Origin of the sequence: Erwinia sp. S43 (genome assembly GCF_016624745.1) — a bacterium.
Taxonomy (GTDB): Bacteria; Pseudomonadota; Gammaproteobacteria; order Enterobacterales; family Enterobacteriaceae; genus Erwinia; species Erwinia coffeiphila.
The window spans coordinates 223,909-246,711 of sequence record NZ_JACVTX010000005.1 but is presented as its reverse complement, the minus strand read 5'-3'; the positions used below and the strand labels follow the sequence as shown (position 1 = coordinate 246,711).

The 22,803-nt window shown below is 56.7% G+C and carries 20 protein-coding genes; 7 read left to right on the top strand and 13 right to left on the bottom strand.

Annotated features, from left to right (window positions below; all coding sequences use genetic code 11):
• Nucleotides 1–76: 76 nt before the first annotated feature.
• On the top strand, nt 77–1,492 hold the full coding sequence (ftsP, locus tag IBT47_RS09225) for a cell division protein FtsP (protein ID WP_200560202.1): 1,416 nt from the start codon (nt 77–79) through the stop codon (nt 1,490–1,492).
• A gap of 46 nt (nt 1,493–1,538) precedes the next feature.
• Here ftsP and dkgA read toward each other — a convergent pair whose 3' ends face one another.
• Both dkgA and yqhD read right to left on the bottom strand, forming a co-directional pair.
• A complete protein-coding gene (gene dkgA / locus IBT47_RS09220) occupies nt 1,539–2,363 on the bottom strand; it encodes a 2,5-didehydrogluconate reductase DkgA (protein ID WP_200560201.1) in 825 nt (274 codons plus the stop codon).
• An 86-nt stretch (nt 2,364–2,449) separates the two neighbouring features.
• Nucleotides 2,450–3,607 carry an alcohol dehydrogenase gene (gene yqhD / locus IBT47_RS09215; RefSeq protein WP_200560200.1) on the bottom strand — a complete coding sequence of 386 codons (1,158 nt, stop codon included), beginning with the start codon at nt 3,605–3,607 and terminating at the stop codon, nt 2,450–2,452.
• 172 nt (nt 3,608–3,779) lie between these two features.
• Here yqhD and IBT47_RS09210 point away from each other — a divergent pair, with 172 nt between their 5' ends.
• Nucleotides 3,780–4,670: an AraC family transcriptional regulator gene (locus tag IBT47_RS09210; RefSeq protein WP_200560199.1), complete on the top strand. Its 891-nt coding sequence runs from the start codon at nt 3,780–3,782 to the stop codon at nt 4,668–4,670.
• A gap of 12 nt (nt 4,671–4,682) precedes the next feature.
• Here the strand turns inward: IBT47_RS09210 and IBT47_RS09205 are convergent, their stop codons facing one another.
• Together IBT47_RS09205 and metC are read right to left on the bottom strand one after the other, a co-directional pair.
• The gene (locus IBT47_RS09205; RefSeq protein ID WP_200560198.1) at nt 4,683–5,339 is read right to left on the bottom strand and encodes a DedA family protein; all 657 of its coding nucleotides are present in this window, start codon (nt 5,337–5,339) and stop codon (nt 4,683–4,685) included.
• Between the two features lie 120 nt (nt 5,340–5,459).
• Nucleotides 5,460–6,650, bottom strand: a complete 1,191-nt coding sequence (gene metC, locus IBT47_RS09200) for a cystathionine beta-lyase (protein ID WP_200560197.1) — start codon at nt 6,648–6,650, stop codon at nt 5,460–5,462.
• A 249-nt stretch (nt 6,651–6,899) separates the two neighbouring features.
• Here metC and exbB point away from each other — a divergent pair, with 249 nt between their 5' ends.
• Nucleotides 6,900–7,634 carry a tol-pal system-associated acyl-CoA thioesterase gene (gene exbB / locus IBT47_RS09195; RefSeq protein WP_105592505.1) on the top strand — a complete coding sequence of 245 codons (735 nt, stop codon included), beginning with the start codon at nt 6,900–6,902 and terminating at the stop codon, nt 7,632–7,634.
• A 5-nt stretch (nt 7,635–7,639) separates the two neighbouring features.
• Entirely contained in the window at nt 7,640–8,062 is a 423-nt protein-coding gene (exbD, locus tag IBT47_RS09190) for a TonB system transport protein ExbD (RefSeq protein WP_200560196.1), read from the top strand.
• A 643-nt stretch (nt 8,063–8,705) separates the two neighbouring features.
• Here the strand turns inward: exbD and IBT47_RS09185 are convergent.
• From IBT47_RS09185 to IBT47_RS09160, 6 genes are all read right to left on the bottom strand, one after another.
• Nucleotides 8,706–10,025 carry an MFS transporter gene (locus tag IBT47_RS09185; protein WP_105592502.1) on the bottom strand — a complete coding sequence of 440 codons (1,320 nt, stop codon included), beginning with the start codon at nt 10,023–10,025 and terminating at the stop codon, nt 8,706–8,708.
• 148 nt (nt 10,026–10,173) lie between these two features.
• Entirely contained in the window at nt 10,174–11,160 is a 987-nt protein-coding gene (locus IBT47_RS09180; RefSeq protein ID WP_200560195.1) for a spore coat U domain-containing protein, read from the bottom strand.
• Entirely contained in the window at nt 11,157–13,541 is a 2,385-nt protein-coding gene (locus tag IBT47_RS09175) for a fimbria/pilus outer membrane usher protein (RefSeq protein WP_234471813.1), read from the bottom strand. The genes IBT47_RS09180 and IBT47_RS09175 overlap by 4 nt, the downstream gene beginning before the upstream one ends.
• 45 nt (nt 13,542–13,586) lie before the next feature.
• A complete protein-coding gene (locus IBT47_RS09170) occupies nt 13,587–14,312 on the bottom strand; it encodes a molecular chaperone (protein ID WP_370569877.1) in 726 nt (241 codons plus the stop codon).
• Nucleotides 14,313–14,337: 25 nt separating this feature from the next.
• On the bottom strand, nt 14,338–14,874 hold the full coding sequence (locus IBT47_RS09165) for a spore coat U domain-containing protein (protein WP_200560192.1): 537 nt from the start codon (nt 14,872–14,874) through the stop codon (nt 14,338–14,340).
• A gap of 14 nt (nt 14,875–14,888) precedes the next feature.
• A complete protein-coding gene (locus IBT47_RS09160; RefSeq protein ID WP_200560191.1) occupies nt 14,889–15,455 on the bottom strand; it encodes a spore coat protein U domain-containing protein in 567 nt (188 codons plus the stop codon).
• A gap of 514 nt (nt 15,456–15,969) precedes the next feature.
• Here IBT47_RS09160 and IBT47_RS09155 point away from each other — a divergent pair.
• A complete protein-coding gene (locus tag IBT47_RS09155) occupies nt 15,970–18,093 on the top strand; it encodes a bifunctional diguanylate cyclase/phosphodiesterase (RefSeq protein ID WP_200560190.1) in 2,124 nt (707 codons plus the stop codon).
• 65 nt (nt 18,094–18,158) lie between these two features.
• On the top strand, nt 18,159–19,565 hold the full coding sequence (locus IBT47_RS09150) for a PLP-dependent aminotransferase family protein (RefSeq protein WP_200560189.1): 1,407 nt from the start codon (nt 18,159–18,161) through the stop codon (nt 19,563–19,565).
• A gap of 44 nt (nt 19,566–19,609) precedes the next feature.
• On the opposite strand, the gene IBT47_RS09145 is transcribed toward IBT47_RS09150, so the two are convergent.
• Nucleotides 19,610–20,092, bottom strand: coding sequence for a YlaC family protein (locus IBT47_RS09145; protein ID WP_200546226.1), 483 nt, complete (start codon nt 20,090–20,092; stop codon nt 19,610–19,612).
• 197 nt (nt 20,093–20,289) lie between these two features.
• On the opposite strand from IBT47_RS09145, the gene IBT47_RS09140 reads away from it, so the two are divergent.
• Nucleotides 20,290–21,282: a lysozyme inhibitor LprI family protein gene (locus IBT47_RS09140; protein WP_200546227.1), complete on the top strand. Its 993-nt coding sequence runs from the start codon at nt 20,290–20,292 to the stop codon at nt 21,280–21,282.
• A gap of 11 nt (nt 21,283–21,293) precedes the next feature.
• Here the strand turns inward: IBT47_RS09140 and IBT47_RS09135 are convergent, their stop codons facing one another.
• Both IBT47_RS09135 and IBT47_RS09130 read right to left on the bottom strand, forming a co-directional pair.
• A complete protein-coding gene (locus tag IBT47_RS09135; RefSeq protein ID WP_370569459.1) occupies nt 21,294–21,737 on the bottom strand; it encodes a hypothetical protein in 444 nt (147 codons plus the stop codon).
• Nucleotides 21,658–22,650: a transcriptional regulator gene (locus tag IBT47_RS09130; RefSeq protein ID WP_200560188.1), complete on the bottom strand. Its 993-nt coding sequence runs from the start codon at nt 22,648–22,650 to the stop codon at nt 21,658–21,660. The genes IBT47_RS09135 and IBT47_RS09130 overlap by 80 nt, the downstream gene beginning before the upstream one ends.
• Nucleotides 22,651–22,803 lie beyond the last annotated feature (153 nt).

Genomic DNA, 22,803 nt, shown 5'->3' with positions numbered 1-22,803 from the left:
GCAGAACAGCCCGCGCACCATGATAACAATGGATTTTGGCCGCCCTGTTGGCGGTTTTTGGCTTACGGAGTCGGGTATGTCCCTTAGTCGTCGTCAGTTCTTTAAGGCCTCAGGCATTGCCCTTTGCGCTTCCTCGTTACCTTTCAGCGTGCGGGCGGCAGGACCGGGCACGCCACTGCCGGTTCCACCGCTGATTGAGTCTCGCCGTGGGCAGCCGCTGTTTCTGACGATGCAGCGTAGCCACTGGTCTTTTGACGGCAGCAGCAAGGCGCAGGTGTGGGGGTTTAACGGTCTCTATCTGGGGCCAACGGTACGCGTATGGAGCGGTGACGACGTCAAGCTGATCTACAGCAATCGGCTAAATGAACCGGTAGCGATGACTGTCAGCGGTCTGCAGGTGCCCGGTGCGCTGATGGGGGGAGCTGCCCGCATGATGTCACCGGGCGTTGACTGGTCGCCGGTCGTTCCCATTCGTCAGGCTGCTGCAACCTGCTGGTATCATGCCAATACGCCGAATCGTATGGCCCCGCATGTGTATAACGGGCTGGCGGGAATGTGGCTGGTAGAGGATGAGGTTAGTAAGTCCTTACCCATTCCCAAACACTATGGCGTGGACGACTTCCCGCTCATTATTCAGGACAAACGACTCGATAACTTCGGCTCGCCGGAATATGACCCGCCCGGCGACGGAGGCTTTATTGGTGATACGCTGCTGGTTAACGGCGTGCAGAATCCTTTCATCGAGGTTTCTCGCGGTTGGGTTCGCCTGCGTTTGCTGAATGCCTCCAATGCCCGCCGCTACCAATTACGTATGAGCGATGCCCGCCCCTTCAATGTCATTGCCAGCGATCAGGGTTTTTTGCCTGCGCCGGTTGTGGTTGAACAACTGTCACTGGCACCCGGTGAGCGTCGTGAAGTCCTGATCGATATGACCCAGGGGGATGAAGTTTCGATTACCGCAGGTGAAGCGGCAGGTTTTGTCGATCGGCTGCGTGGTATCTTCGAACCCTCCAGCATTTTGATCTCCACACTGGTACTGACCCTGCGCCCTACGGGGCTGTTACCGTTAGTAACCGATAACTTACCTATGCGCATTCTGGCGGACCAAATCATTCCCGGCACCGTCAGCCGAACCCGTGAATTCCGCCTGGGTGACTCCACGCCGGGTATTAACGGCGCGCTCTGGAATATGACGCGAATTGACACCCAGGCACAGCAGGGCAGTTTTGAGCGCTGGATGATTCATTCAGATATACCGCAGGCGTTTCATATTCAGGGCGTGATGTTTCTGATTAAAAGCGTCAATGGCGCACAGACCATGGCCGAAGATCGCGGCTGGAAGGATACGGTTTGGATAGACGGTGACGTGGAGCTGCTGGTGTCATTTACTCAGTCATCTTCCGAGCACTTCCCGTTTGTTTATTACAGCCAGATGCTGGAAATGGCCGATCGCGGCACGGCGGGGCAGATGCTGGTCAACCCTGTGTTATAGATCCCGGACGAATTGCCCGCTGTTGAGGCGGGCAAATCGTGGCTGATTAATTGAAGCTTTCCGGGTCCGGACCCAGGCGATTATTACGATCGAGCGATGTAATTTCACTGATTTCCGTTTTCTCCAGGCGGAAATCAAAAACTTCAAAATTCTCTTTAATACGCGATGGCGTCACGGATTTAGGAATCACCACCAGTCCGCTATCCAGATGCCAGCGGATAACGATCTGAGCCGGGGTTTTACCGTACTTCTGCGCCAGCCGTTTGATAATCTCCTGATCGAAAACGCCTTCACCGCCCTGTGCCAGCGGGCTCCATGATTCCGTCTGAATATGATGCATCGCGTTCCATGAGTGTAAAGTGCGCTGTTGCAGCATCGGATGCAGCTCCACCTGATTGATAACCGGGCTGACGCCGGTTTCATCCAGCAATCGCTTAAGATGCGGCTCGTTAAAGTTGCATACGCCGATACTTTTGGTCAGCCCCTGCTGCTGGAGCTTGATCATCGACTGCCATGCCGCAACAAACGTGTCTTTTTCCGGGCACGGCCAGTGCATCAGATAGAGGTCGACCGTATCCAGCTGCAGTTTTTTCAGGCTGGCTTCCAGCGCCTTTTCGGCATTCAGCTGGTCGTCATTCCACAGTTTGGTGGTGATGAAGATATCGTCCCGCGCCACGTCGGTTTCGCGCAGCGCCTGGCCAATACCCTCTTCATTCTTGTAAATTGCCGCGGTATCAATCGAACGATAACCGACGTCCAGCGCCGTCACTGCCGCGCTTCGCGCTTCATCCACGCTGGCCTGCCAGACGCCCAGCCCAAGCTGCGGCATCATGTTGCCATCGTGCAGTTTAATGATTGGTTGATCTGCCATGTTCGCTCCTTTTCTGCGGAAAAACCGGTGCAGGGGCACCGGTTGATGGAATTAAGTCTAGTTGATAAGCAGAGGATTCGTGGGGACTAGCGTGCGTCCAGATAGATCTGGCGGCTGATTTCCAGCGTAATGTCCTGTCGTTCACCCAGCGCGGTAAGTCCCTTCTCCGCCAGTTTTTCCAGCAGGGCGGGGATAGATGAACCGTCGAGCTGATAATCGGACATCCGGGTAGCGATACCCATCCGCTCGAAGAATTCGCGCGTAGCGGCAATCGCGCCGTCAATGCGTTCCGCCTCGCTGCCGTCAGTGATTCCCCAGACGCGCTCCGCATACTGCAGCAGTTTTTCCCGCTTGGTATCGCGTTTGATATTCAGCAGCGACGGCAGCACGATAGCCAGCGTCTGCGCGTGGTCAATGCCGTGCAGCGCGGTCAGCTCGTGTCCGAGCATATGCGTTGACCAGTCCTGCGGCACACCGGCACCGATCAGGCCGTTCAGCGCCATGGTGGCGCTCCACATCACGTTGGCGCGGACGTCATAATTTTCCGGCTCGGCCAGCGCATGTGGGCCTTCTTCAATCAGCGTCAGCAGCAGGCCTTCGGCAAACCGGTCCTGTACGCGGGCGTCAACCGGGAAAGTAAGGTACTGCTCAATGGTATGCACAAAGGCATCCACTACGCCGTTGGCGATCTGGCGCGGCGGCAGGCTGTAGGTGTAAACCGGGTCCAGCACCGCGAAAAGCGGGAACAGGTGGTTGCTGCGAAACGCCCGCTTATCGTGCGTGGCGCGGCGGTTAATCACCGCGCTGCGGTTAGACTCGGAGCCGGTCGCGGGCAGGGTCAGCACCGACCCGACAGGCAGCGCCTGTTCAATTTCAGCACCGCCGGTTTCAAGAATATGCCACGGGTCCTGCGGATAAAGCGCCGCAGCGGCGATAAACTTGGTGCCGTCCAGTACCGAGCCGCCACCCACCGCCAGCAGGAAGGTGATCTTATCCCGTTTAACGATCTCCACCGCTTTCATCAGCGTCGAGAAGTCCGGGTTAGGCTCGATGCCGCCAAATTCCTGCAGATCAAAGCCCTGTAACGCGCTATAGACCTGATCCATGACGCCATTTTTCTTGACGCTGCCGCCGCCGAACAGGATCAGCACTTTGCTGTTGGCAGGAATGGAGGTGGCCAGCTGGGCGATTTGTCCCTGGCCAAACAGGATGCGGGTGGGCGTATGCAGTACGAAATTGTTCATCGCGATAATCCTGGAAGTATGACGTTTATCAGATGGATCATTGTGCGCAGCAGGTGCGCATTGCTCAATGCACATTTCTGCCGGAATCTTGCCTGATTCTCCAAACCACTGGAGAAATGACGGGCGTCAGGCGATGATGCTGACGTAAAACTTTCAGCAGCGGGAAGAGTGAATGAACAGAAGCGCGACGTGTGAACGGCTGGCCAGTCAGGTTATCGGCCTGGTGACGCAGAATAAGGGAGTATCGTCGGTTCCCGGCATCAGCCTGATTTATGCTGACAAACATGTGTCGCGCACTCCGGTGATGTATCAGCCGGCGATTGTGATCCTGTTTCAGGGGCAGAAGACCGGCTACTTGGGTAACAGCGTGTTTAGCTACGACGCCAATAAATACCTGATGCTGACCGTACCGCTGCCGTTTGAATGTGAGACGTTCGCCACTCCGGAAGCGCCGCTGGCTGGCATGATGCTGCGGGTCGATCCGTTGAAGCTTCAGGATCTGCTGATGGATATAGGTGATGACGATGCCTTCCATCCTGAACCGAAAACCTGCGGGATTCATTCGGCGCTGCTGACGGAGGAGATGCTCTGCGCCACGGAGCGCCTGCTGGACATGATGAATAACCCGCGCGATGCCCGCGTACTGGGGCCGCAGCTGGTGCGGGAGATCCTCTATTACGTCCTGCAGGGGCCGTGCGGTGGCGCGCTGCTGGCGCTGGTGAGTCGGCAGACGCAGTTCAGCCAGATTGCCCGCGCGCTGCGGCGCATTGAACATCACTTCACCGATAACCTGAGCGTTGACCTGCTGGCGGCCGAGGCCAACATGAGCGTTTCGGCGTTTCATCATAATTTCAAGGCGGTGACCAGCACCTCGCCGCTACAGTACCTGAAAAGCTACCGCCTGCATCAGGCGCGTATGATGATGCTGCAGGAAGGGATGAAGGCCAGCGTGGCGGCCATGAAAGTGGGATATGAAAGCGCCTCGCAGTTCTCGCGCGAGTTCAAACGCTACTTTGGCGTAACGCCAGGGGAAGAGATGACGCGGATGCGGCAGACAGGATAAAACCGGCCCGGATTAGCGGGCCTTTTTACGCCTCAGAACCAGCACAACGCTACCTGTGAGTCCGGCGCAAAGCAGCATCAGCGGCAGGATCATCAGAATCGCCATGACCTGATCTTCATGACGTTTGATAAACGGCACCTGGCTGATGCCATAGCCGAGCGTCACCAGAATCGTTACCCACAGCAGCCCGCTGAGCCAGTTAAACAGCTGGAAACGGCCATTTTTCAGCCCCGAAATGCCGGCCATGGTGGGCAGAATGGTTCGCACAAAAGCGAGGAAGCGGCCAACCAGCAGCGCCAGCAGCCCGTGGCGGTTAAACAGGCTCCACGCCCGCTGGTGATACTGCGCGGGGAGGTGCAGCAGCCAGCCCTTGACCAGCCGGGTGTTGCCCAGCCAGCGGCCCTGCAGATAGCTCAGCCAGCAGCCAATACTGGCGGCGGCGGTCAGGATCAGCATGGTGGGAATAAACGCCATAACGCCTTTGGCCACCATGGCACCGGCCAGCAGCAGAAGGCTATCGCCGGGGAGAAATGAAGCCGGAAGCAAACCATTTTCAAGCAGCAACGTGATAAACATAATCCCGTAAACAACCCAAATCACATCCGGATTGGCCAGCGCGGTAAAGTCCTGATGCCAGAGCGCCTGAACAATCTCGTGTAAAACACCCATTCGTTATCCCGTTAACTACATCTATAGCTATATCCCTATAGTACTCGCAAATCGTGTCGGATATCTTGATCAAAGGCGCGAACAGCGCGCCTTATTGATAATTTGTTGAAGCACAGGCGATTATTGGCTAAGTCTGTCGAAGCCCGCGCGAAGATCCTCGATCAGATCGTCCACGTGCTCCAGACCGATATGTACCCGAACCAGCGTGCCGTTAAAATCAACGCCGCCCGCGGGGCGGATAGCCGCCAGCTCTTCAGGCTGATTGGCAAGGATCAGCGACTCATAGCCGCCCCAGGAGTAGGCCATACTGAAGTGGCTGAAGTTATCCAGGTAATGCGCCAGGCGTTCACTGCTCAGGCGTTCTTTCAACACAAACGAGAAAAGACCGCTGCAACCGCTGAAATCCCGCTTCCAGAATTCATGGCCCTTGCACTGCGGCAGCGCCGGATGATTCACCCGCTCAACTTCGTCACGTTCTGCCAGCCACTGTGCAACCTGAATGCTGCTCTCCTGATGCTGACGCAGGCGCACGGCCAGCGTGCGCAGCCCACGGCTGGTGACATAGGCGGTATCGGCATCGACCATCTGGCCCATCAGATAGGAGTTTTCGCGCAGCTGTGCCCAGCAGCGTTCATTGGCTACGGCAGTCCCGATCATCGCATCCGAGTGGCCAACCAGATACTTGGTCGCGGCCTGGATGGAGATATCCACGCCGAAATCCAGTGCGCGGAACAGGATACCGGCGCCCCAGGTGTTATCGACCATAATAATGGCATCGGGCGCTTTGCTGCGAACCGCCGCCACGATTGACGGAATATCCTGCACTTCCATGGTGATTGATGCCGGTGACTCAAGGAACACCACGCGGGTGTTGGGCTGCACTAAATCGGCGATTTGAGACCCGATGCAGTGATCGAACCAGGTGGTGCTGACATTCAGTTTGCTGAGGATTTTGGTGCAAAAGTCCTGGGTAGGCTCGTAAACGCTGCCGCTCATCAGCACATTATCACCAGCGTTTACAAACGCCAGAATGGCGTTAGCGACGGCGGCGGCACCGCACGGATACAGCACGCAGCCCGCACCGCCTTCCAGTTCGGTCATCGCATCCTGCAGCGAAAAATGGGTGAGGGTACCCCGGCGGCCATAAAACAGTTCGCCGTTGGCGCGCCCTGCGGTGGCACGTTTCTTATCGGCTACGGTGTCAAAAACCAGAGAAGAGGCGCGCTGGATCACGCTGTTCACCGATCCCTGGGTGTATCGTTTGCTGCGTCCGGCGGCCACCAGGGCCGTTTCGATTTTTTTGCTGGTCATTAAAACGATCTCTTTATTCAGTTATGTTTTTTACGTTAACACGGCTACCTCTCCTGAGGTATTCAGCCTGCGGGTAAGTGATAAAATTTCACTGTGAGCGCCATCACATCCGTAAATGAGAAAAAAATTGTTCAAAAAATGTCTTATAGGGTGTAAATAGTAATGAGAACTACTATCAATTCCTAACGGGTTTGGTATGATCTGGCCTGAATTTTTTCGCTATCAGCAATTAGATGTTGGAGACACAGCGTGACAAATGATTTGATGCAGATGGACCTTTCCGTCTGGGGCATGTACCAGCATGCAGACATCGTGGTTAAAGCCGTAATGATTGGACTGTTGTTGGCATCCGTTGTCACCTGGGCCATCTTCTTTAGCAAAACAATCGAATTGAGTTCCGCCCGCCGACGTCTGAAGCGCGAGCAGCAGCAGCTGGCAACCGTACGTTCGCTGGATGAAGCTGCAAAAACCAGCGCCGGTTTCACCGGTCAGAGCCTCAGCGCATTGCTGATTAAAGAAGCTGAAAACGAGCTGGAGCTTTCCGCTGGCACCGACGATAACAACGGAATCAAAGAGCGTACCGGTTTCCGCCTTGAGCGCCGCGTTGCTGCCTTCAGCCGCCACGCCGGCCGCGGCAACGGTTACCTCGCCACCATCGGTGCGATTGCGCCATTCGTGGGCCTGTTCGGTACCGTCTGGGGCATCATGAACAGCTTTATCGGCATTGCCAAAACCCAGACCACTAACCTGGCCGTTGTGGCACCGGGCATCGCGGAAGCGCTGCTGGCCACCGCGATTGGTCTGGTTGCGGCAATTCCTGCGGTGGTTATCTACAACGTGTTTGCTCGCATGATCGCCAGCTATAAAGCGTCTCTGGGTGATGTGGCTGCACAGGTTCTGCTGCTGCAAAGCCGCGATCTTGACCTTGCCGCCAGCGAAGGTTCTCACCGCGTTCAGTCGGCGCAGAAACTGCGGGTAGGTTAAGCGTTATGGCAATGCGATTAAACGAAGATCTCGATAGCAACGGTGAAATGCACGAAATCAACGTGACGCCGTTTATCGACGTGATGTTGGTGCTGCTGATTATCTTTATGGTCGCCGCGCCGCTTGCTACCGTTGACGTTCGCGTCAACCTGCCCGCTTCAACCAGTACGCCGCAGCCGCGCCCGGAAAAACCGGTGTATCTGTCGATTAAGGCTGATAATCAGCTGTTTATCGGTAACTATGCGGTATCGGAAGAGACGCTGGTGGATGCGTTGGTTAAGCAGACCGAAGGCAAGAAAGATACGACTATCTTCTTCCAGGCCGATAAGTCAGTGAGTTATGAAACGCTGATGGGCGTGATGGATAAGCTGCGTCAGGCGGGTTACTTGAAGATTGGCCTGATGGGCATGGAAACCGTGTCGAAATAACCGGGTTGCGGTTGCCGATTTAAGGGCTGCCGTTTCAGGTGATGTTTCTCCGGTTTAAAATTAAAGCCGCTGTCTTTTAGATAGCGGTTTTTTTATGCGTGTCGCTGGTGGCTGGTGGCTGGTGGCTGGTGGCTGGTGGGTTTGGTGCCTGGGGAGCGGCCTCTGCGGCAGTTGGGCGGTCCTCGCGCCACGCGTTGCGTGGTGCCTTCGGCTCCGGCAGCGGGCCTTACGGATCGGCCCGGAGCGGGCGTCCTGCGCGCGCCAGGCCTGAGCCCAGTATCCATGCTGGTCTCTACGGCCCCGCCGCCTGCGCCTCAGCGCTGCGGATTGCCCGACCGCCGCAGAGGCCACTCCCAGCTTAAAACGTGCTCGCTTTGGTTAAGGTCATCGTAAAGGCAACGCAAACATAGCAAAGCAGACGGGCTGTCTCCGCTTACCCGGCAATCCGCAGCGCTGAACGAAGAGAGGAGGCCAGGATTCGGCCGCATGGACGCGGACGAAAGGCACAGCCGTGCAGGACGCGCGTCTGTGCCGGTCCGTGAGGCTGACGAGCGGAGTGATGACACCGCGAAGCGGCGCGAGGACCGCCGGGTAAGCGGATACAGCCCGTAGGCGGGATCGCCGAACTGCCAGCCGACCCCAACTAAACCGTAATCGCCGGCTCGGACAAACGCCGAACCTGATACTGCTTCACCAGCCGCTTAATAATCAGCGTACCCACCAGACCGCACACCGCAGCAACAGTCAGCCATACCCCCGGCATCGCCTTATCGCCGGTAGCATGAATCAGATAGCTGCACACCGCTGGCGTAAAACCGCCAAACAACGCGGTCGCCAGACTGTAGGCCAGAGAAAATCCGGTTGCACGCACCTCGGCAGGCATCACCTCCGCCAGATACACCACCATCGCACCGTTATAACTGCCGTACAGGAACGACAGCCACAGCTCCGCCTCCAGCAAATGGGCAAAACTCGGCGAACCAACCAGCCAGTGCAGCACCGGCCACGCGGTCAAAATCATCAACACGGTAAACAGCAGCAGCAGCGGACGGCGGCCAAATCGATCGGATGCGGCACCCATCAACGGCAGCCAGAACAGATTGGAAACGCCGATGCACAGCGTCACCAGAAAACTCTGCTTATCGCTCATCATCAACACCGTCTTGCCAAACGTCGGCGTAAAGGCGGTGATCATATAAAACATCACGGTGGTGGTGACCACCATCAGCATACCCGCCAGCACCAGCGCCCAGTTGCGTGCCACCGAGCGGGTAATCTGCCCCATGGTGGGATGATGTTTACGCTGGCTGAAGGCTTCCGTCTCCTCCAGCGCACGGCGTATCCAGAACAGGAACGGCACGATCATGCAGCCAATCACAAACGGAATACGCCAGCCCCACTCGGTGACCTGGCCTTTATCCAGCAGATGGTTCAGCCCCAGCCCCAGTAGCGCCGCGAAGATCACCGCAATCTGCTGGCTGCCGGACTGCCAGCTGACGTAGAACCCCTTTTTACCCTTTGGCGCAATCTCGGAGAGATACACCGATACGCCACCCAGCTCAACACCGGCAGAGAATCCTTGCAGCAGTCGGCCCAGCAGGATCAGCACCGGTGCGGCCATGCCCAGCGTGGCATAACCCGGCGTCAGCGCGATGGTCAGCGTGCCGATAGCCATCAGCCCCAGCGTTAACAGCAGCCCTTTACGGCGCCCCTGACGGTCGATGTAGGAACCGAGAATAATTGCCCCCAGCGGGCGCATCAGGAACCCGGCACCGAAGGTCATCAGTGTCAGCATCAGTGAAGCGAAGGGGTCGTCGCCGGGGAAGAAGGTTTTGGCAATGGCGGTGGCGTAGTAGCCAAACACCATAAAATCGTACATTTCGAGGAAGTTACCGCTGGTAACGTTGAAGATCGTTCTGGCACCGCCCTGCCGCGATGAAGTGCTGACTGTCTCAGGGGTCATAGGGACATCCTTATTGTGGTTTCCCCCCGTTTTAGCCTGCCGGTAACGGTATTAATGTGATACACATCACCGTTACCGGGCACAGGATATTTACTTTGGTAACAAATAATTAACAATGCACATATTGATTAAAATCCGCACATTATTTTTAAAACGTCACATCCACCGACACCGAATCCAGATAGCTCCCCGCCGGCGGTGGCGTCTGGGTACTGATAATCAGCGCGCGATAGTTAAAGGTTTTGGTTAAGCCATCGGTGCTGGTTGCGCTGGCCGTGCTGCTGTCAACGCGATCGGTGCCGTTTGGCCCCCAGTAAGTGGTGCCGGTGGTGCCTTTATATATCTGATAGGCCAGCCGGTTGCTGCCGGAAGCCATATAGCGCTGAGTGCCCACCGCGTAGCCGCCGTTGGTAATGCCGACGGTGTAGGTACTGCCTTTGGTACAGATTACATTCAGCGACTGACTGACCGTCTGGAAGCTGGCGGGCAGCGGTGCGCTGCCGAAGTTAATGCCCGGCGCGGTGATGGTGGTGCAGTCGCGCGTGACGGTCATATTCAGCGTAATAGGCACATTAAAAGTGCCCTGCTGGCGGTTCGCCAACAGACAAATGTTGCCGATCGAAATGGAAGTACAAATGTCATAAGTGAATGACGCCGTTAGCACCACTGTATAATTTCCCGCCGCTACCACTGCTCCGGGTACCATACGGACAAACAGCGGAATCGGGAATTTAAACCCGTTTAGCAATCCGGCGAGGTCTAGCAGAGTGCTGCGCGGGATAGCAACTCCCGTGCCGTTCAGGGTAACCACTGAACCACAGTTGGAGTCGGTACACAGCAGTAACGGAATACGGTCGCTGCCGAGTCCGAGCGCCCCCTGGGTTGAGCTGTAAGTGAAGCTGGCATTAGTTAACCTGACGGTAATATTGTCTGTACCCAGCAACACCACCAGTCCGGCGCCGCAGTCAATGGTATAGGTACCATTCAGCGTGGTTTGCGCGGTAGTCACCGCGAACGAGGTCATCGTACCGAAGCTGGCGGTGCTGCTGGTCGGGCTGATGGTGCAGGCTGCCTGCGCCAGCCACGATCCGCTCATCAGCAGAAGAAAGGTCAGGGATAAAAATACTCGTTTCATGGCGTAGTTCCTGAAGGGGGCGACAGCGGGCAAACCAATGGACCGTAAGTGACCAGCGTGTCCGGCAGTTCTTTCGGCAGGGTGAGTTCCGTCTCGCAGGTGCGGCCGTCCGGCGTACGGGCGCGAATCGGGTTACGCTGTTCGAGGTTATCCATCCACACGATGCCATCCCAGCCGACCACCTCCTCCGGTGGGGCGGTGCGAATAATTGCAGTCCCTACCGGCAGCGGCTGGCCGTTTTGATCGTTGATAATCACGCTGGCGGCGCGCAGCGGTTTGATTTCCATATCCAGCAGATAGCCACTCTGGCGTTTCACCGCCACGCGTTTTTCCACGTCATCGGTGCCCAGATTCGCTGGCAGATCGAGCGTGTCGATATTATATTTGGCGGCATAGTTTGAGGTTACGCGCGGTACCAGGAGGTAGCCTTTGTTGTTGGTCTGGCCCTGCAGCTGGTTCTCGAAGCGCACACCGACATTCGGGTAGCCCGTTTTCACCAGCACAAACGAGTCGGTGACCTGATTGGCTGCAAACAGCTGGCTGTCCATCAATACCAGCGAACCGTTAACCTGGCCCCATTTGGTCATGTAATCATCGTCACCGTAGAAGCCGCCGGATGTTTCCACCTGCTGATTACGCCAGCGCAGGCTGCCCTGCCGGTAGTCTCCGCCGCTGCTCTGATTCGCCCATGAGGCATCCCAGGCGAAGCCGCCGTCGCTCGGCATGGAGCGGGAGACAAACAGGCGCTGGGAATTTTTGCCCTGCGCATCGCGCTCTACGCTGACTCCGCCGCTCATCAGGCTACTGAACGGCACGCTGAGCGAAATGGCGCCCGCCCAGTTATCTGCCTGATTGTCCCGACTGGCGGAGACATAAATACTGCTGCCGCCCCAAAGTCCACGGCTCCAGGTCAGATTGAGCAGCTTAGTACGATCGCCGTTACCGCTGGTAATGTCGATCAGCGCAGCACCCAGGCTGCCGTAACGATCCAGCGACAGGCTGGCGCTGTACTGCGAGCTGCGGCGGCTCAGCGTGTAGTAGTCCGGTTCGGCATTGTTCCACGTTTCGCCATTCTTGCGGTCACCGTACAGCGCGAGGTTGCCATAGCCGCTGGAGCGAAGCGTTTGCTGCATGCCTACGGAAAACAGGCCCGTGCTGTACTGATAGCCCCAGCTGTACTGATTGCCACTTTGCCCCATCATCTGGCTCTGGCTGACGGAGCCGTTGACCACGCCCAGCGCACCGATCCGCAGCTGACCGCCGCCGCCTAACTGTGCCAGCGATTCGGCCGCTTCGGCGTGGCTTTCCAGGGTTAACCAGTCGGTCAAGCCATAGCGGTAAGAGCCGCTGGCGGTTAACGGACCATAATCAAAGTTTTCCAGGCCGTAGTTTTCACGCAGCGCCCCGGTGGAAATCGCATAGTCCGACAGGCCGCTCTGCAGGAGGTTACTGGCAACGTAGAACGGCAGGGTGGTAGTCACCTGGCGTCCCTGTGCATCGGTGGTGACCACCACCGCGCTGCCCGCACCGTTAACAAACGGCAGATTGGTCATCGACCAGGGACCGGGCTGCACGCTGTTAGTACTGGTACGGTAGCCATTCACAAACAAATCGACGGTAGACGGCACTGCCGCCTGGCCTGAGAAAGAAGGCAGGGGATAGGTAACCAAATCGGGGCGCAGTGAGAAATCACGCGCCAGCTGAATGCCGCCGACGCGCACGCTGCTGCTCCATGCCAGGGAGTCGGTAATCAGATCACCCACCCGCAGAGTCAGCGCGTTATCTTCATTCTGATTCGACCACCAGGTATCATAGCGGATATAGCCATCGTTCAGGGCATCACCGCCCGACAGCTGGCGCTGCACGATGCCGCTGTTGGAAAACTGTCCCCAGCCGCCAAACAGGCGCAGTTCGTTCCAGGCAGAAATGCGACTACCGCCGCCGTCGGTCTGGCTGCCGTAAATATTGTAGTTGAACAGCGCACCGGCGCTGCTTTGGCCATCATAGCGGGGGCCGTTTTGCGTGGCTTTGCCAAACGTTTGCTGCGGCAGCCACTCAGGTGGCACCGTCAGCAGCAGCCGCTGCCCCTGTCTGTCATACTCGGCCTTGACGTTTTCCATTGCCGAGACGTCCATCATCGTCGAGTTGATCTTCGAGCTGGGGATGCCGACTTTCATTAAGTCACCGGCGCGCATCACATAGTGATCGCCCTGGAACTGAACGCTGACGACCTCACCCGTATCGTAGCCGTTTAGCATCAGTCCCAGCATCCAGCTCTGCGCTTCACCCACAGGTGCCTGCACCGTCGGCGGCGGCGGCAGAGAAGTCCAGGTTTCGGCACCGACGAACAGCGGCAGCAGGCAGCCGCTCAGCCCGGCCATTGCCAGCTTCAGGGGAGTTGACGCCACGAAGTCAATCCTCATCAGTTAGCGGGAACTGCGGCCGCGCCAGACGGTTTTATCACTCAATTGCGCACTCAGTTCGGCATTTGCCGCTGCCGAAAAACTGAGGGGAAAAGTATTGCTCGAATGCGGTAAAACGTAACCGAGTAGGCTGTCGGAAACGCTGCGCCCGCCGAGCGAGACGTGGCTCAGGCGAGCGTGCCCGCTACCGCTGTTGGTTACCTCAAGCGCCTGGTGGCCATTCTTAGTGACCAGTTGCCATGCCAGCTGCGGCTTGCTGCTGGTGGCGCTGGCGCCGTTACCGTAAACGAACAGCGGCACGGTATAGCGCATCTGGAAGTTCAGTCCGGCCTGATTTTGCGTTGAGGGCTGCGTCTGCGGCGACGGGATCTCGTCAATCAGAATGCGAAACGCCGTTTCTTCACCGGCGGGGACCGGCGTTTGCTTCACCAGGCGAATCAGCTGTTTTTTTCCGGGTTCAATCCGCACCATCGGCGGGCTGGCCAGCACCTGCTGCTGGGTTTGATACCGATCCTGGCCGTCCTGCTGCTGCCAGAGAAATACGCGCACCTGCATTAACGTGGTGCTGTCTCCGCGGTTTTCCATCCACAGCTCGGTGGCTTTTTCATCGCTCGCAATTTTCGGGTCGATCGGCCACAGAAGCACCGAGTTTGCCGCCCAGCTGTTAGATGCTGTTAAAGAGGCTAAAAGTAGAAAGCCGAATCCGGTGATGCGCGAGCATTTCATAATAAGCGGTTCCTTTCTTCGAAATAAATCACCAATTTAGCGTTACCGTCAGCGTATCGGTGTAGGTGCCGGCCCGGTTAACTCTGGGGATCTGCGCCAGGCCATAAATTGGCAGGACAATATTGTTAGCACTGCTATAAGTGACGTTCAGAGCCGTATTTAGCGGGATGGCCGTGGTATGCGCGGCATTGGTGTACAGAGCGTAAGACACCAGATTGGTATTATTCGCAATCTTCATATTGCGACTGCTGTTGGCGTAGTTAACGCCGCCGTCAATACTCATCGTCAGCGTGGTGCCCGGCGTACAGGCCAGGGTGATGGTGGTATTGTTGGCAAAGACGGCACTGGCCGTCGTCGCGGCAGAATTGATACCGGGTAGCGTACCGAAATTTAACGTCCCTATTGCACTTGGGTTGGTGCCGGAAACCACGCAGCCGTTAACGATACTGGCTTTTACCTCTACGGCGACGGGAGTTGGCATTGACCACCCGCTGCCGCTGATGAGCAGCAGCGGGGTGAGTAAGTGCCAGCAGTACGAAAATAAATTGATGCGATCCGGCACCATTTTTTTCCCAATTATCAGTAGTTTACTGCTACGTTGATGGTGTCAACATAAGTCCCGATAGGGACGAGGGTGCTGTTACCGCCTGCGATTTTCCCGTAGATGGTGTAGTTATCGCCGTAGGTTGCATCGGCCGTTCCCAGTGGGCTGACGATGGTGTTATCAACAATTGGGGCGGTTGACGCTGCGGAAGGGTAAAGGCCATAGGCCACCCCGCGCGTTGCGTCGGTAGAGCGGATCAGGTAGCGCGCACCGGTTGCCGGGGCGGTGCCGAATACGGTGGCTGGTGCAGTATTGAGACTGCCGGTGATTTGCAGATTGTAGTTTTCTCCGGCGGTGCAGCGGACGAAAATACCCGCCCCCTGCGATCCGGTGACCGCAGCCTGCAGCGCACCGAAGGTGGCGACCTGACTACCGAAGTTAAGGGTACCGAAGTTGGCACCGGTAGTGGCCGGTTGTCCGTTGACCAGACAGCCAGCGGTTAAGGTGAGTGTTGCAGCGATGGTCCCGGTGGTTGCAGCAATCCCCGAGGTGGCCACACCCATAGTCAGACCACAGCCCAGCAGAAAAAGCTTTATTTTCATAACCATTCCTTAATGATTAGAGTGAGTAAAGAACTTTTTCGCCTGATGAAATACCGCGCCAGCAACGCTAAACGCAGCAAGGACAATGGAAAAATAACCAAATTATGACTGAAGTGTACTTCGGTCATATTATGTTACCTGTCTTAACAGGTTAAATTATTTGAATTAACTATAGGCAGCGGATTTCCCGCTGTGAAGCACCAGCAAGAAAAAAAAATTAAATTATGGCGATGAAATTCACCAATGAAAGTTCCCCTTCCGGCACGATGGAAAGCAAACATTTTCAAGAATAATCTTAGGCCGAGCTAGGCGAAATTTTGAGGTGATGCTATTTTCACTCTGATGGAGAGGAAGATTAATAAACTTTATAAATTATAGGGATATTCTGAATGGTTAAATCAGCCTCTTTAATTATTTTCATCCCGTAGCGGCGGCTGGCTCCCAAATCGATTCGGGTCAGTTCAGCTGAGACGGGGAGATTCATGCCCTGACACACTGCTCCCGAGATCGTCACATGTTAATGAGTTCCTACAACCAGCTGCTGGTTATCATCTCGTTTATCGTCGCATTCCTTGCCTCTTATACCGCACTGGACATGGCCGGGCGGGTTGCGACCGCCAGTGGTAAAGCCGCCCGGCTCTGGCTGTTCGGCGGTGGATTCGCTATGGGCATTGGCATCTGGTCAATGCATTTTATCGGTATGCTGGCGATGAGCCTGCCGATGGTGATGAGCTATGACGCCACGCTGACTATCGTGTCGATGGTGATTGCCGTTGCGGCATCGATCTTCGCGCTGTGGACGGTTTGCTACGGTGAACTGCCCTGGTATCGGCTGAGTGTAGGTGCGGTGATCATGGGCAGCGGCGTAGTCGCGATGCACTACACCGGCATGGCGGCGCTGATGGTACAGCCGGGCATCGTCTGGCACTGGGGCTGGGTTGCGCTGTCGGTGCTGATCGCGCTGGTGGCTTCCGGAGCCGCGCTGTGGCTGGCCTTCCATCTTCGCCAGGGGACCAGCCATTTAACCCTGATGCGCAGCGGTGCATCGCTGATTATGGGTATTGCGATTGCCGGAATGCACTACACCGGTATGGCAGCAGCCAGCTTCCCGATGGACAGCCACGCGACGCACATGGGGGTCAACAGCAACTGGCTGGCGGTGCTGGTGGTGGTGGTCACGCTGTCTATCCTTGGCATTACCCTGCTGATATCCATGCTGGATGCCCGCTTGCAGGCGCGGACTTCGCTGCTGGCAACCTCACTGGCGGAAGCCAACCGCGAGCTGGCCCAGCTGGCGCTGCACGATAACCTCACGCGCCTGCCTAACCGCATTCTGCTGGAAGACCGGCTCGATCAGGCGATCAACAAAGCCACGCGGGAAAACTCGAAGTTTGCCCTGATGTTTATGGATCTGGACGGCTTCAAGGGCGTTAACGATGCCTTCGGCCACCATATCGGCGACAGCCTGCTGATCGCCGTTACCGAACGAATGAAATCGCTGCTGCTGGGGCACCACACGCTGGCGCGTCTGGGTGGCGATGAATTTGTGCTGCTGATGGAGATTGAAGACCCCAACGATGCGGCTGTTGTGGCCGGAGCGCTGGTGAAAAGCATCGAGCAGCCGTTCGATATTTCCCGCTACGAGCTGCAGGTATCGCTCAGTATCGGCGTCGCCGTCTTCCCGGGGGACGGAGTTGATGAGCGGGAACTGATGTTTAACGCCGATGCGGCGATGTATTACACCAAGAACAAGGGGCGTAACGGCTTCAGCTTCTTCCAGCCTTCTATGAATATCATCGCGCAGAACCAGCGCCAGCTGATTAACGATCTGTGGATGGCGCAGGACAACGGCGAGCTGCGCCTATTCTATCAGCCAAAATTCCGTGCGCCGGACGGCCCGATCGTCGGCTTTGAGGCGCTGCTGCGCTGGCAGCACCCGCAGCGCGGGCTGTTGACGCCGGATGTTTTCCTGCCGCTGGCGGAAAAAACCGGGCTGATTATCAGCATCGGTAACTGGGTGATCAATGAAGCCTGCCGACAGCTTCGCGTCTGGCACTTACAGGGCAACACCCGCTGGTCGGTGGCGGTTAACCTTTCGGCGCTACAGTTCGAACAACCCGGACTGGTAGAAACGGTGATTAAAGCGCTGTCGACCCATCAGATCCCGGCGGAACTGCTGACGCTGGAGGTGACGGAAACCACGGCGATGCGCGATCCGGATGAAAGTATACGCATTCTCACCCAACTGACCGAGCTGGGTGTGAAGGCATCGATTGATGATTTCGGCACTGGCTACTCCAGCCTGCTTTACCTTAAGCGGCTTCCGGCCAGCGAGCTGAAAATCGACCGCGCCTTTGTGAAAGAGCTGCAGGAACAGACCGAAGATGCCACCATTGTTTCTGCCATTGTGGCGCTGGCGCAAACCCTGAACCTGAAGGTGGTGGCGGAAGGGGTGGAAACGCCGGAACAGCAGCAGTTCCTGACCAGCCTCGGCTGCAATACCCTGCAAGGCTATCTGTTGGGTAGGCCTCTGGCGGCCGATAAGGTGCCCGAGCTGGCTGACTTCTTCACCGGTGATAAGCCAGAAGAGGTTGCGGAGAATACGCCGGTACAGTCAAAGCCCGTTGATGCCGGGTGATTGTACTGTGCTCAACGGCTGACCTATAATAGTTCACTTTTTGATGACAATGGCCTGTAACAGTCGTGGCAAAATATGAACAGCTGGTGGCCCAAATCCGCCAGCAAATTGAAACGGAAATCTGGCTGCCCGGTGAAAAACTGCCCTCGCTGAGGGAGCAGGTCAGCCTGAGCGGCGTCAGCCTGATGACGGTGATGCACGCCTATCAGGTGCTGGAAAGCCAGGGATGGATTATCTCACGCCCGCAGTCGGGCTACTATGTTGCGCCCCGCGCCGAATTTCTCAGCCAGCCGGTCAGCCATCAAAAGCTGCAACTGGCCGAGTCGGTGGATATCAATGCGTTTATTTTTGACGTCCTGCAGGCCTGCCGCGATCCGCACATTGTCCCCTTTGGCTCGGCTTTCCCCGACCCGGAACTGTTTCCCCAGCGCCAGCTGATGCGAGCGCTGACCACCGTATCCCACAGCATGAAGCCGGTGGATGCCCTGCATAACCTGCCGCCGGGTAACGAAGCGCTGCGCAAAACTCTTGCCCAGCGCTATGCCCTGCAGGGGGTACAGGTCTCGCCGGACGAGATTGTTATCACCAACGGCGCGATGGAAGCGCTCAACCTCAGCTTACAGGCGGTGACCGAGCCGGGCGACTGGGTGGCGATTGAAAATCCGTCGTTCTACGGCGCGCTGCAAGCGATTGAGCGGCTGAAGCTGAAAGCGGTGGCGATTGCCACCGACCCGCAAACCGGCATCGACCTCGATGAGCTGAGCCGGGCGCTGGAAAGCTGGCCGATCAAAGCGATGTGGATGATGAGCAATCAGCAAAACCCGGTCGGCTGCACGCTGAGCCGGGAAAAAAAGCAGCAGCTGGTGGCGCTGCTGGCGCAGCATAACGTCACGCTGATCGAGGATGATGTTTACAGCGAGCTCTATTTCGGCAATGAGAAGCCGCTGCCTGCCAAGGCCTTCGATCGTGACGATAACGTGCTGCACTGCTCGTCGTTTTCTAAAAATCTGGTGGCGGGTTTTCGCGTGGGCTGGGTGGCGGGCGGTAAACACGCCCAGCGCATTCAGCGTATGCAGCTGATGAGCACGCTGTCTACCAGTGCGCCGATGCAGCAGGCGCTGGCGACCTATCTGGGCACCCGCAGCTATGACCGCCATCTGCGGCGGCTGCGGCAGGTACTCGAACAGCGCAAGAATCTGGCGCTGCAATCGCTAAAGCGGCATTTGCCGGTTGGGGCAAAAATCAACGAGTCGCGCGGCGGGTATTTCCTGTGGATTGAGCTGCCAAAACAGGTCAATACCACCGAACTGTACTACCGTGCGCTGGAGCAGAAGATCAGTATCGCGCCAGGGAAAATGTTCTCTTCCAGCGAGCAGTACGCGAACTATTTTCGCTTTAATACCGCGTGGTGGGATGAGACTCAGGAAGCCGCGGTGGCGAAACTGGGGGCGTTGATAGGCGAACTGTTATAGCGGCGATCGGCCCTGAAGGATGAACCGATCGCCAGCGGCAGGCATCAGATAGTGGCGGCGTTTTTCTGACCCCAGGTCAGATGGAACACGTCATAAAAGTCGACTTCGCCTTTCAGCGACAGCAGCTTGTTGATGCCCTGCTTGACGTTATCCGGCACCTTTTCGCTGCCGAGAATATCGTTCACCGCTTCCGGTGACAGGGTGCGGATGTAGTACCATTCGCCGTTGTAGCACACGCGAAGATCAAGCGTATCAATATCTTCAAAGCGGTACTTGGGGTTGATATCCATCAGCATCAGCCCGCTCATCAGCAGAACGAACAGCGTGGCTCCCCAAAACGCGGGCCAGCCGAGAAAATCGGTAGTAAAGATCAGCGCCACGGTCAGCACATAGCAGCCATACATAGAAGCCCAAAGGCCCGGATGGGTTTTCAGGAATTTAAAGCTGAAACGCGGCTTATTATCGCGCTGCTCCTCGCGATTGAGCGTATCGATCTCGCGCAGCAGTATCTGTTTAACTTCTTCCATTTTTTCACCTCTGTTCAAAGAGTCCGGGCAGAGTGAAAGTAAATCACAGTTTTCGCTGCAACAGCAGACACAGTTTAGGGCTATTAAGCTATAACAGTTGTCAGCAGAAGGGAGTTTGTAGCGACCTTGCATAGCGCAGTGTAAAATTTTACCCATTCCCCCGGAAGGGCCGATAACAGACTCAATGGACAGGCATCATGGTTAACCACTCTCGCTTTTTACTGATTATTCTGCTGCTCCTGCTGGGGATGTCATCGGCCCAGGCGCTGGACTGCGGACGTGCCTCAACCGTGGTCGAGAACACCATTTGCGACAGTAAAGAGCTGACGTGGCTGGACCGCCTGTTCACCGATTCATTCCGCGATGTGGTGGTAGAAAACCCGCAGCGGGTGGAAAGTATTGTCAACAGCTGGACCCGCTCCCGCGACGCCTGCGCCAGCGATGCCTGCCTGCAGCGTGCCTATCTGAACGGTATTGGTCAGCTGTACGGCGTCCCGGCCTCGTTCGACTGGCAGGGCGTGTGGTGGAATACCACCTCCACTCACGGCAACGGTGGAAAAATCCTGATCCATGGGGCTGCCGACTGGGGTTTTAAGATGGATGCGACCGTCTGGGGCGGCGTCTACAGCTCGGTGCTGAGCGGGAGCGTCAATGATGACTACGGCGTTGGCTTCACCAATGAAATTGCCTGGGGTGGCCACTGCGCGATCGTTCTGGTGCCGCGTGCCGACGGTAAACTGGAGGTTAGCAGTGATAACGGCGGCAGCTGCGATATGCTGCTGCCGGGGGAGATGGCGATTGACGGTGTGTACGTTAAAGCCGCCAGCGATCCCCGCCCACCCGCCACGCTATTGACCCTGGGGATATTTCCTAACAAAGCCCTCGACGATCGCTTCCGCGAGCTGGTGGGCGATGACTATCAGCAGTATCTGGCGACCGCGACCAGCTTTGTGTACAGCGCGGATGAGGACAGCCTGGGCGCAACGGTGTTAACGCTGTGGGTGAAAGGCATGGCCAATCGTCAATCGGCGATGATTATGTACACACCTGACGGGAAAATCTGGGCGTTGCGCGTGGAGCCGGGGAAAAATAACAAGGGCATTCAGCTGCACTATGCCACGACCGAGAAAGATAAAACCCGTATGCCGAAAACGCTGGCAAACTGGCGCTCAAGGTTCAGCGAACAGTGAGCGCCGGGCGTCTAGTGGTAGTTGAAAATCTGGCCTGACGGGGTGATCAGCAGCTGCTCATCGCCGAATTCCAGCGTTTCGAAACGCACGCCGTTGTTCTGCGCGTAGCCGAGAATATTTTTAATCATTCGCGCCGAACCGCTGTCGGCGTAGTAAATCTGATGATAGTTAAACGCCACGCTGTGGGCGCTGGTGCGCTTCTGCTCCAGACTGACCTTCGCTAAAAAGCGGTTATCGTTCGGGCTCGTCAGCGTCATGATCGCCGTTTTATCCTGGATAATAAAACGGGTGTCATAAATTTCCCGCTGGCGCGCCAGCAGATCGTAATAGCCCAGCTGCAGGCTTGAGCCGGTAAAATCGCGGCTGAACAGATCCTTATTGCCGAGCGGCAGCAGCTTTAGCAGCGCTGCCGTCAGCACCAGCAGCAGCATTATCGCCAGCAGACTTATCGACACAGTTCTCCATTTCATTAATTTTTCTCTCTCCTTCACGATAGATCAGCGCGCTCAGCTGCGCGCCATCCGTTCGCCAGTTGATAATGTTCATCGCCAGCTGCCTGCGATTGCAGCGGTTAATGAAGGTCATGGTGTAGTTCAGCGCGGTGCCGGAGGTAAAGAAAAACACCTCCATATTGACCTGGCGATTTTTCAGATACTGATTCAGTGAAAACAGCACCGGCCCCAGCTGCTTATTCAAATCATCGGAGGCGGATGAACCGTCCCAGCCGCGGCGGACTTCCACCAGGCGGATATTGCTGTAGGCGACCGAATTCTTTTCCTGTAGCTGCGTCGGCGAGGCGGTGAAATAGTTGCGGGCGACAACCACTAAAAGGGCGGCCAGTATGATGACCTGGCCCAGCACCAGCCAGCGCCAGAAGCGGGCTTCCGCGACAGGGGCGGGAACGGGAAGGATTGCCGGGATAACCGGCTCCGCGTGGATCTGAGCGACCGCTTCGGGACTGGCATTCGCGTCCGTTTCGCCCTCAGTCAGAGCCTCTTCGCGGACAGATGCCTCGGCGGGCTGCGGCAGGATATCCGCCAGAGTAATAAACTGGCAGAACTCCGCTTCGAGAATATAGCCCTTCTTCGGCACGGTTTTAATAATTCGCTGCTGCTTGCCGTCATCCTCCAGCGCCAGGCGCAGAGCATGGATGGCGTTCGGCAGGCTGTTATTGCCGATTACCCGCCGTTCCCACACCAGGTTAGTCAGCTCCTCACGCGTCAGCGTTTCACCCGCATGCTCGGCCAGAACCTGTAGCAGTTTAAGCTGATACTCGCCAAGACGACGCTGTTCCCCGGTGACCTGATGGATCAGCGAGCCGGAGGCATGGTCAATCAGCCAGTGATGAATGATAAGAGACGGAGTCATAGGTACCGTTAGGCAGAAGTTTGTCACTGAATATTATGACGGCTGGCGGCCAGTTAGCGCAACTTACCCTTCTTTTTTGTGATCGCGCACCGTTCTGGTGCGAAAGAAAGTGCACGCTTCATTTTCAGGCATTCTGCTAACAAATCGGCCGTT

Coding starts and splice junctions, on each gene's coding strand:
- dkgA (WP_200560201.1), bottom strand. CDS start 2,363: ATGGCAGATCAACCAATCATTAAACTGCACGATGGCAACATGATGCCG.
- IBT47_RS09205 (WP_200560198.1), bottom strand. CDS start 5,339: ATGGGTGTTTTACACGAGATTGTTCAGGCGCTCTGGCATCAGGACTTT.
- IBT47_RS09175 (WP_234471813.1), bottom strand. CDS start 13,541: ATGGCCGGGCTGAGCGGCTGCCTGCTGCCGCTGTTCGTCGGTGCCGAA.
- IBT47_RS09160 (WP_200560191.1), bottom strand. CDS start 15,455: ATGAAAATAAAGCTTTTTCTGCTGGGCTGTGGTCTGACTATGGGTGTG.
- IBT47_RS09145 (WP_200546226.1), bottom strand. CDS start 20,092: ATGGAAGAAGTTAAACAGATACTGCTGCGCGAGATCGATACGCTCAAT.
- IBT47_RS09155 (WP_200560190.1), top strand. CDS start 15,970: ATGTTAATGAGTTCCTACAACCAGCTGCTGGTTATCATCTCGTTTATC.
- ftsP (WP_200560202.1), top strand. CDS start 77: ATGTCCCTTAGTCGTCGTCAGTTCTTTAAGGCCTCAGGCATTGCCCTT.
- yqhD (WP_200560200.1), bottom strand. CDS start 3,607: ATGAACAATTTCGTACTGCATACGCCCACCCGCATCCTGTTTGGCCAG.
- IBT47_RS09140 (WP_200546227.1), top strand. CDS start 20,290: ATGGTTAACCACTCTCGCTTTTTACTGATTATTCTGCTGCTCCTGCTG.
- IBT47_RS09165 (WP_200560192.1), bottom strand. CDS start 14,874: ATGGTGCCGGATCGCATCAATTTATTTTCGTACTGCTGGCACTTACTC.
- IBT47_RS09210 (WP_200560199.1), top strand. CDS start 3,780: ATGAACAGAAGCGCGACGTGTGAACGGCTGGCCAGTCAGGTTATCGGC.
- IBT47_RS09185 (WP_105592502.1), bottom strand. CDS start 10,025: ATGACCCCTGAGACAGTCAGCACTTCATCGCGGCAGGGCGGTGCCAGA.
- IBT47_RS09180 (WP_200560195.1), bottom strand. CDS start 11,160: ATGAAACGAGTATTTTTATCCCTGACCTTTCTTCTGCTGATGAGCGGA.
- exbD (WP_200560196.1), top strand. CDS start 7,640: ATGGCAATGCGATTAAACGAAGATCTCGATAGCAACGGTGAAATGCAC.
- metC (WP_200560197.1), bottom strand. CDS start 6,650: ATGACCAGCAAAAAAATCGAAACGGCCCTGGTGGCCGCCGGACGCAGC.
- IBT47_RS09130 (WP_200560188.1), bottom strand. CDS start 22,650: ATGACTCCGTCTCTTATCATTCATCACTGGCTGATTGACCATGCCTCC.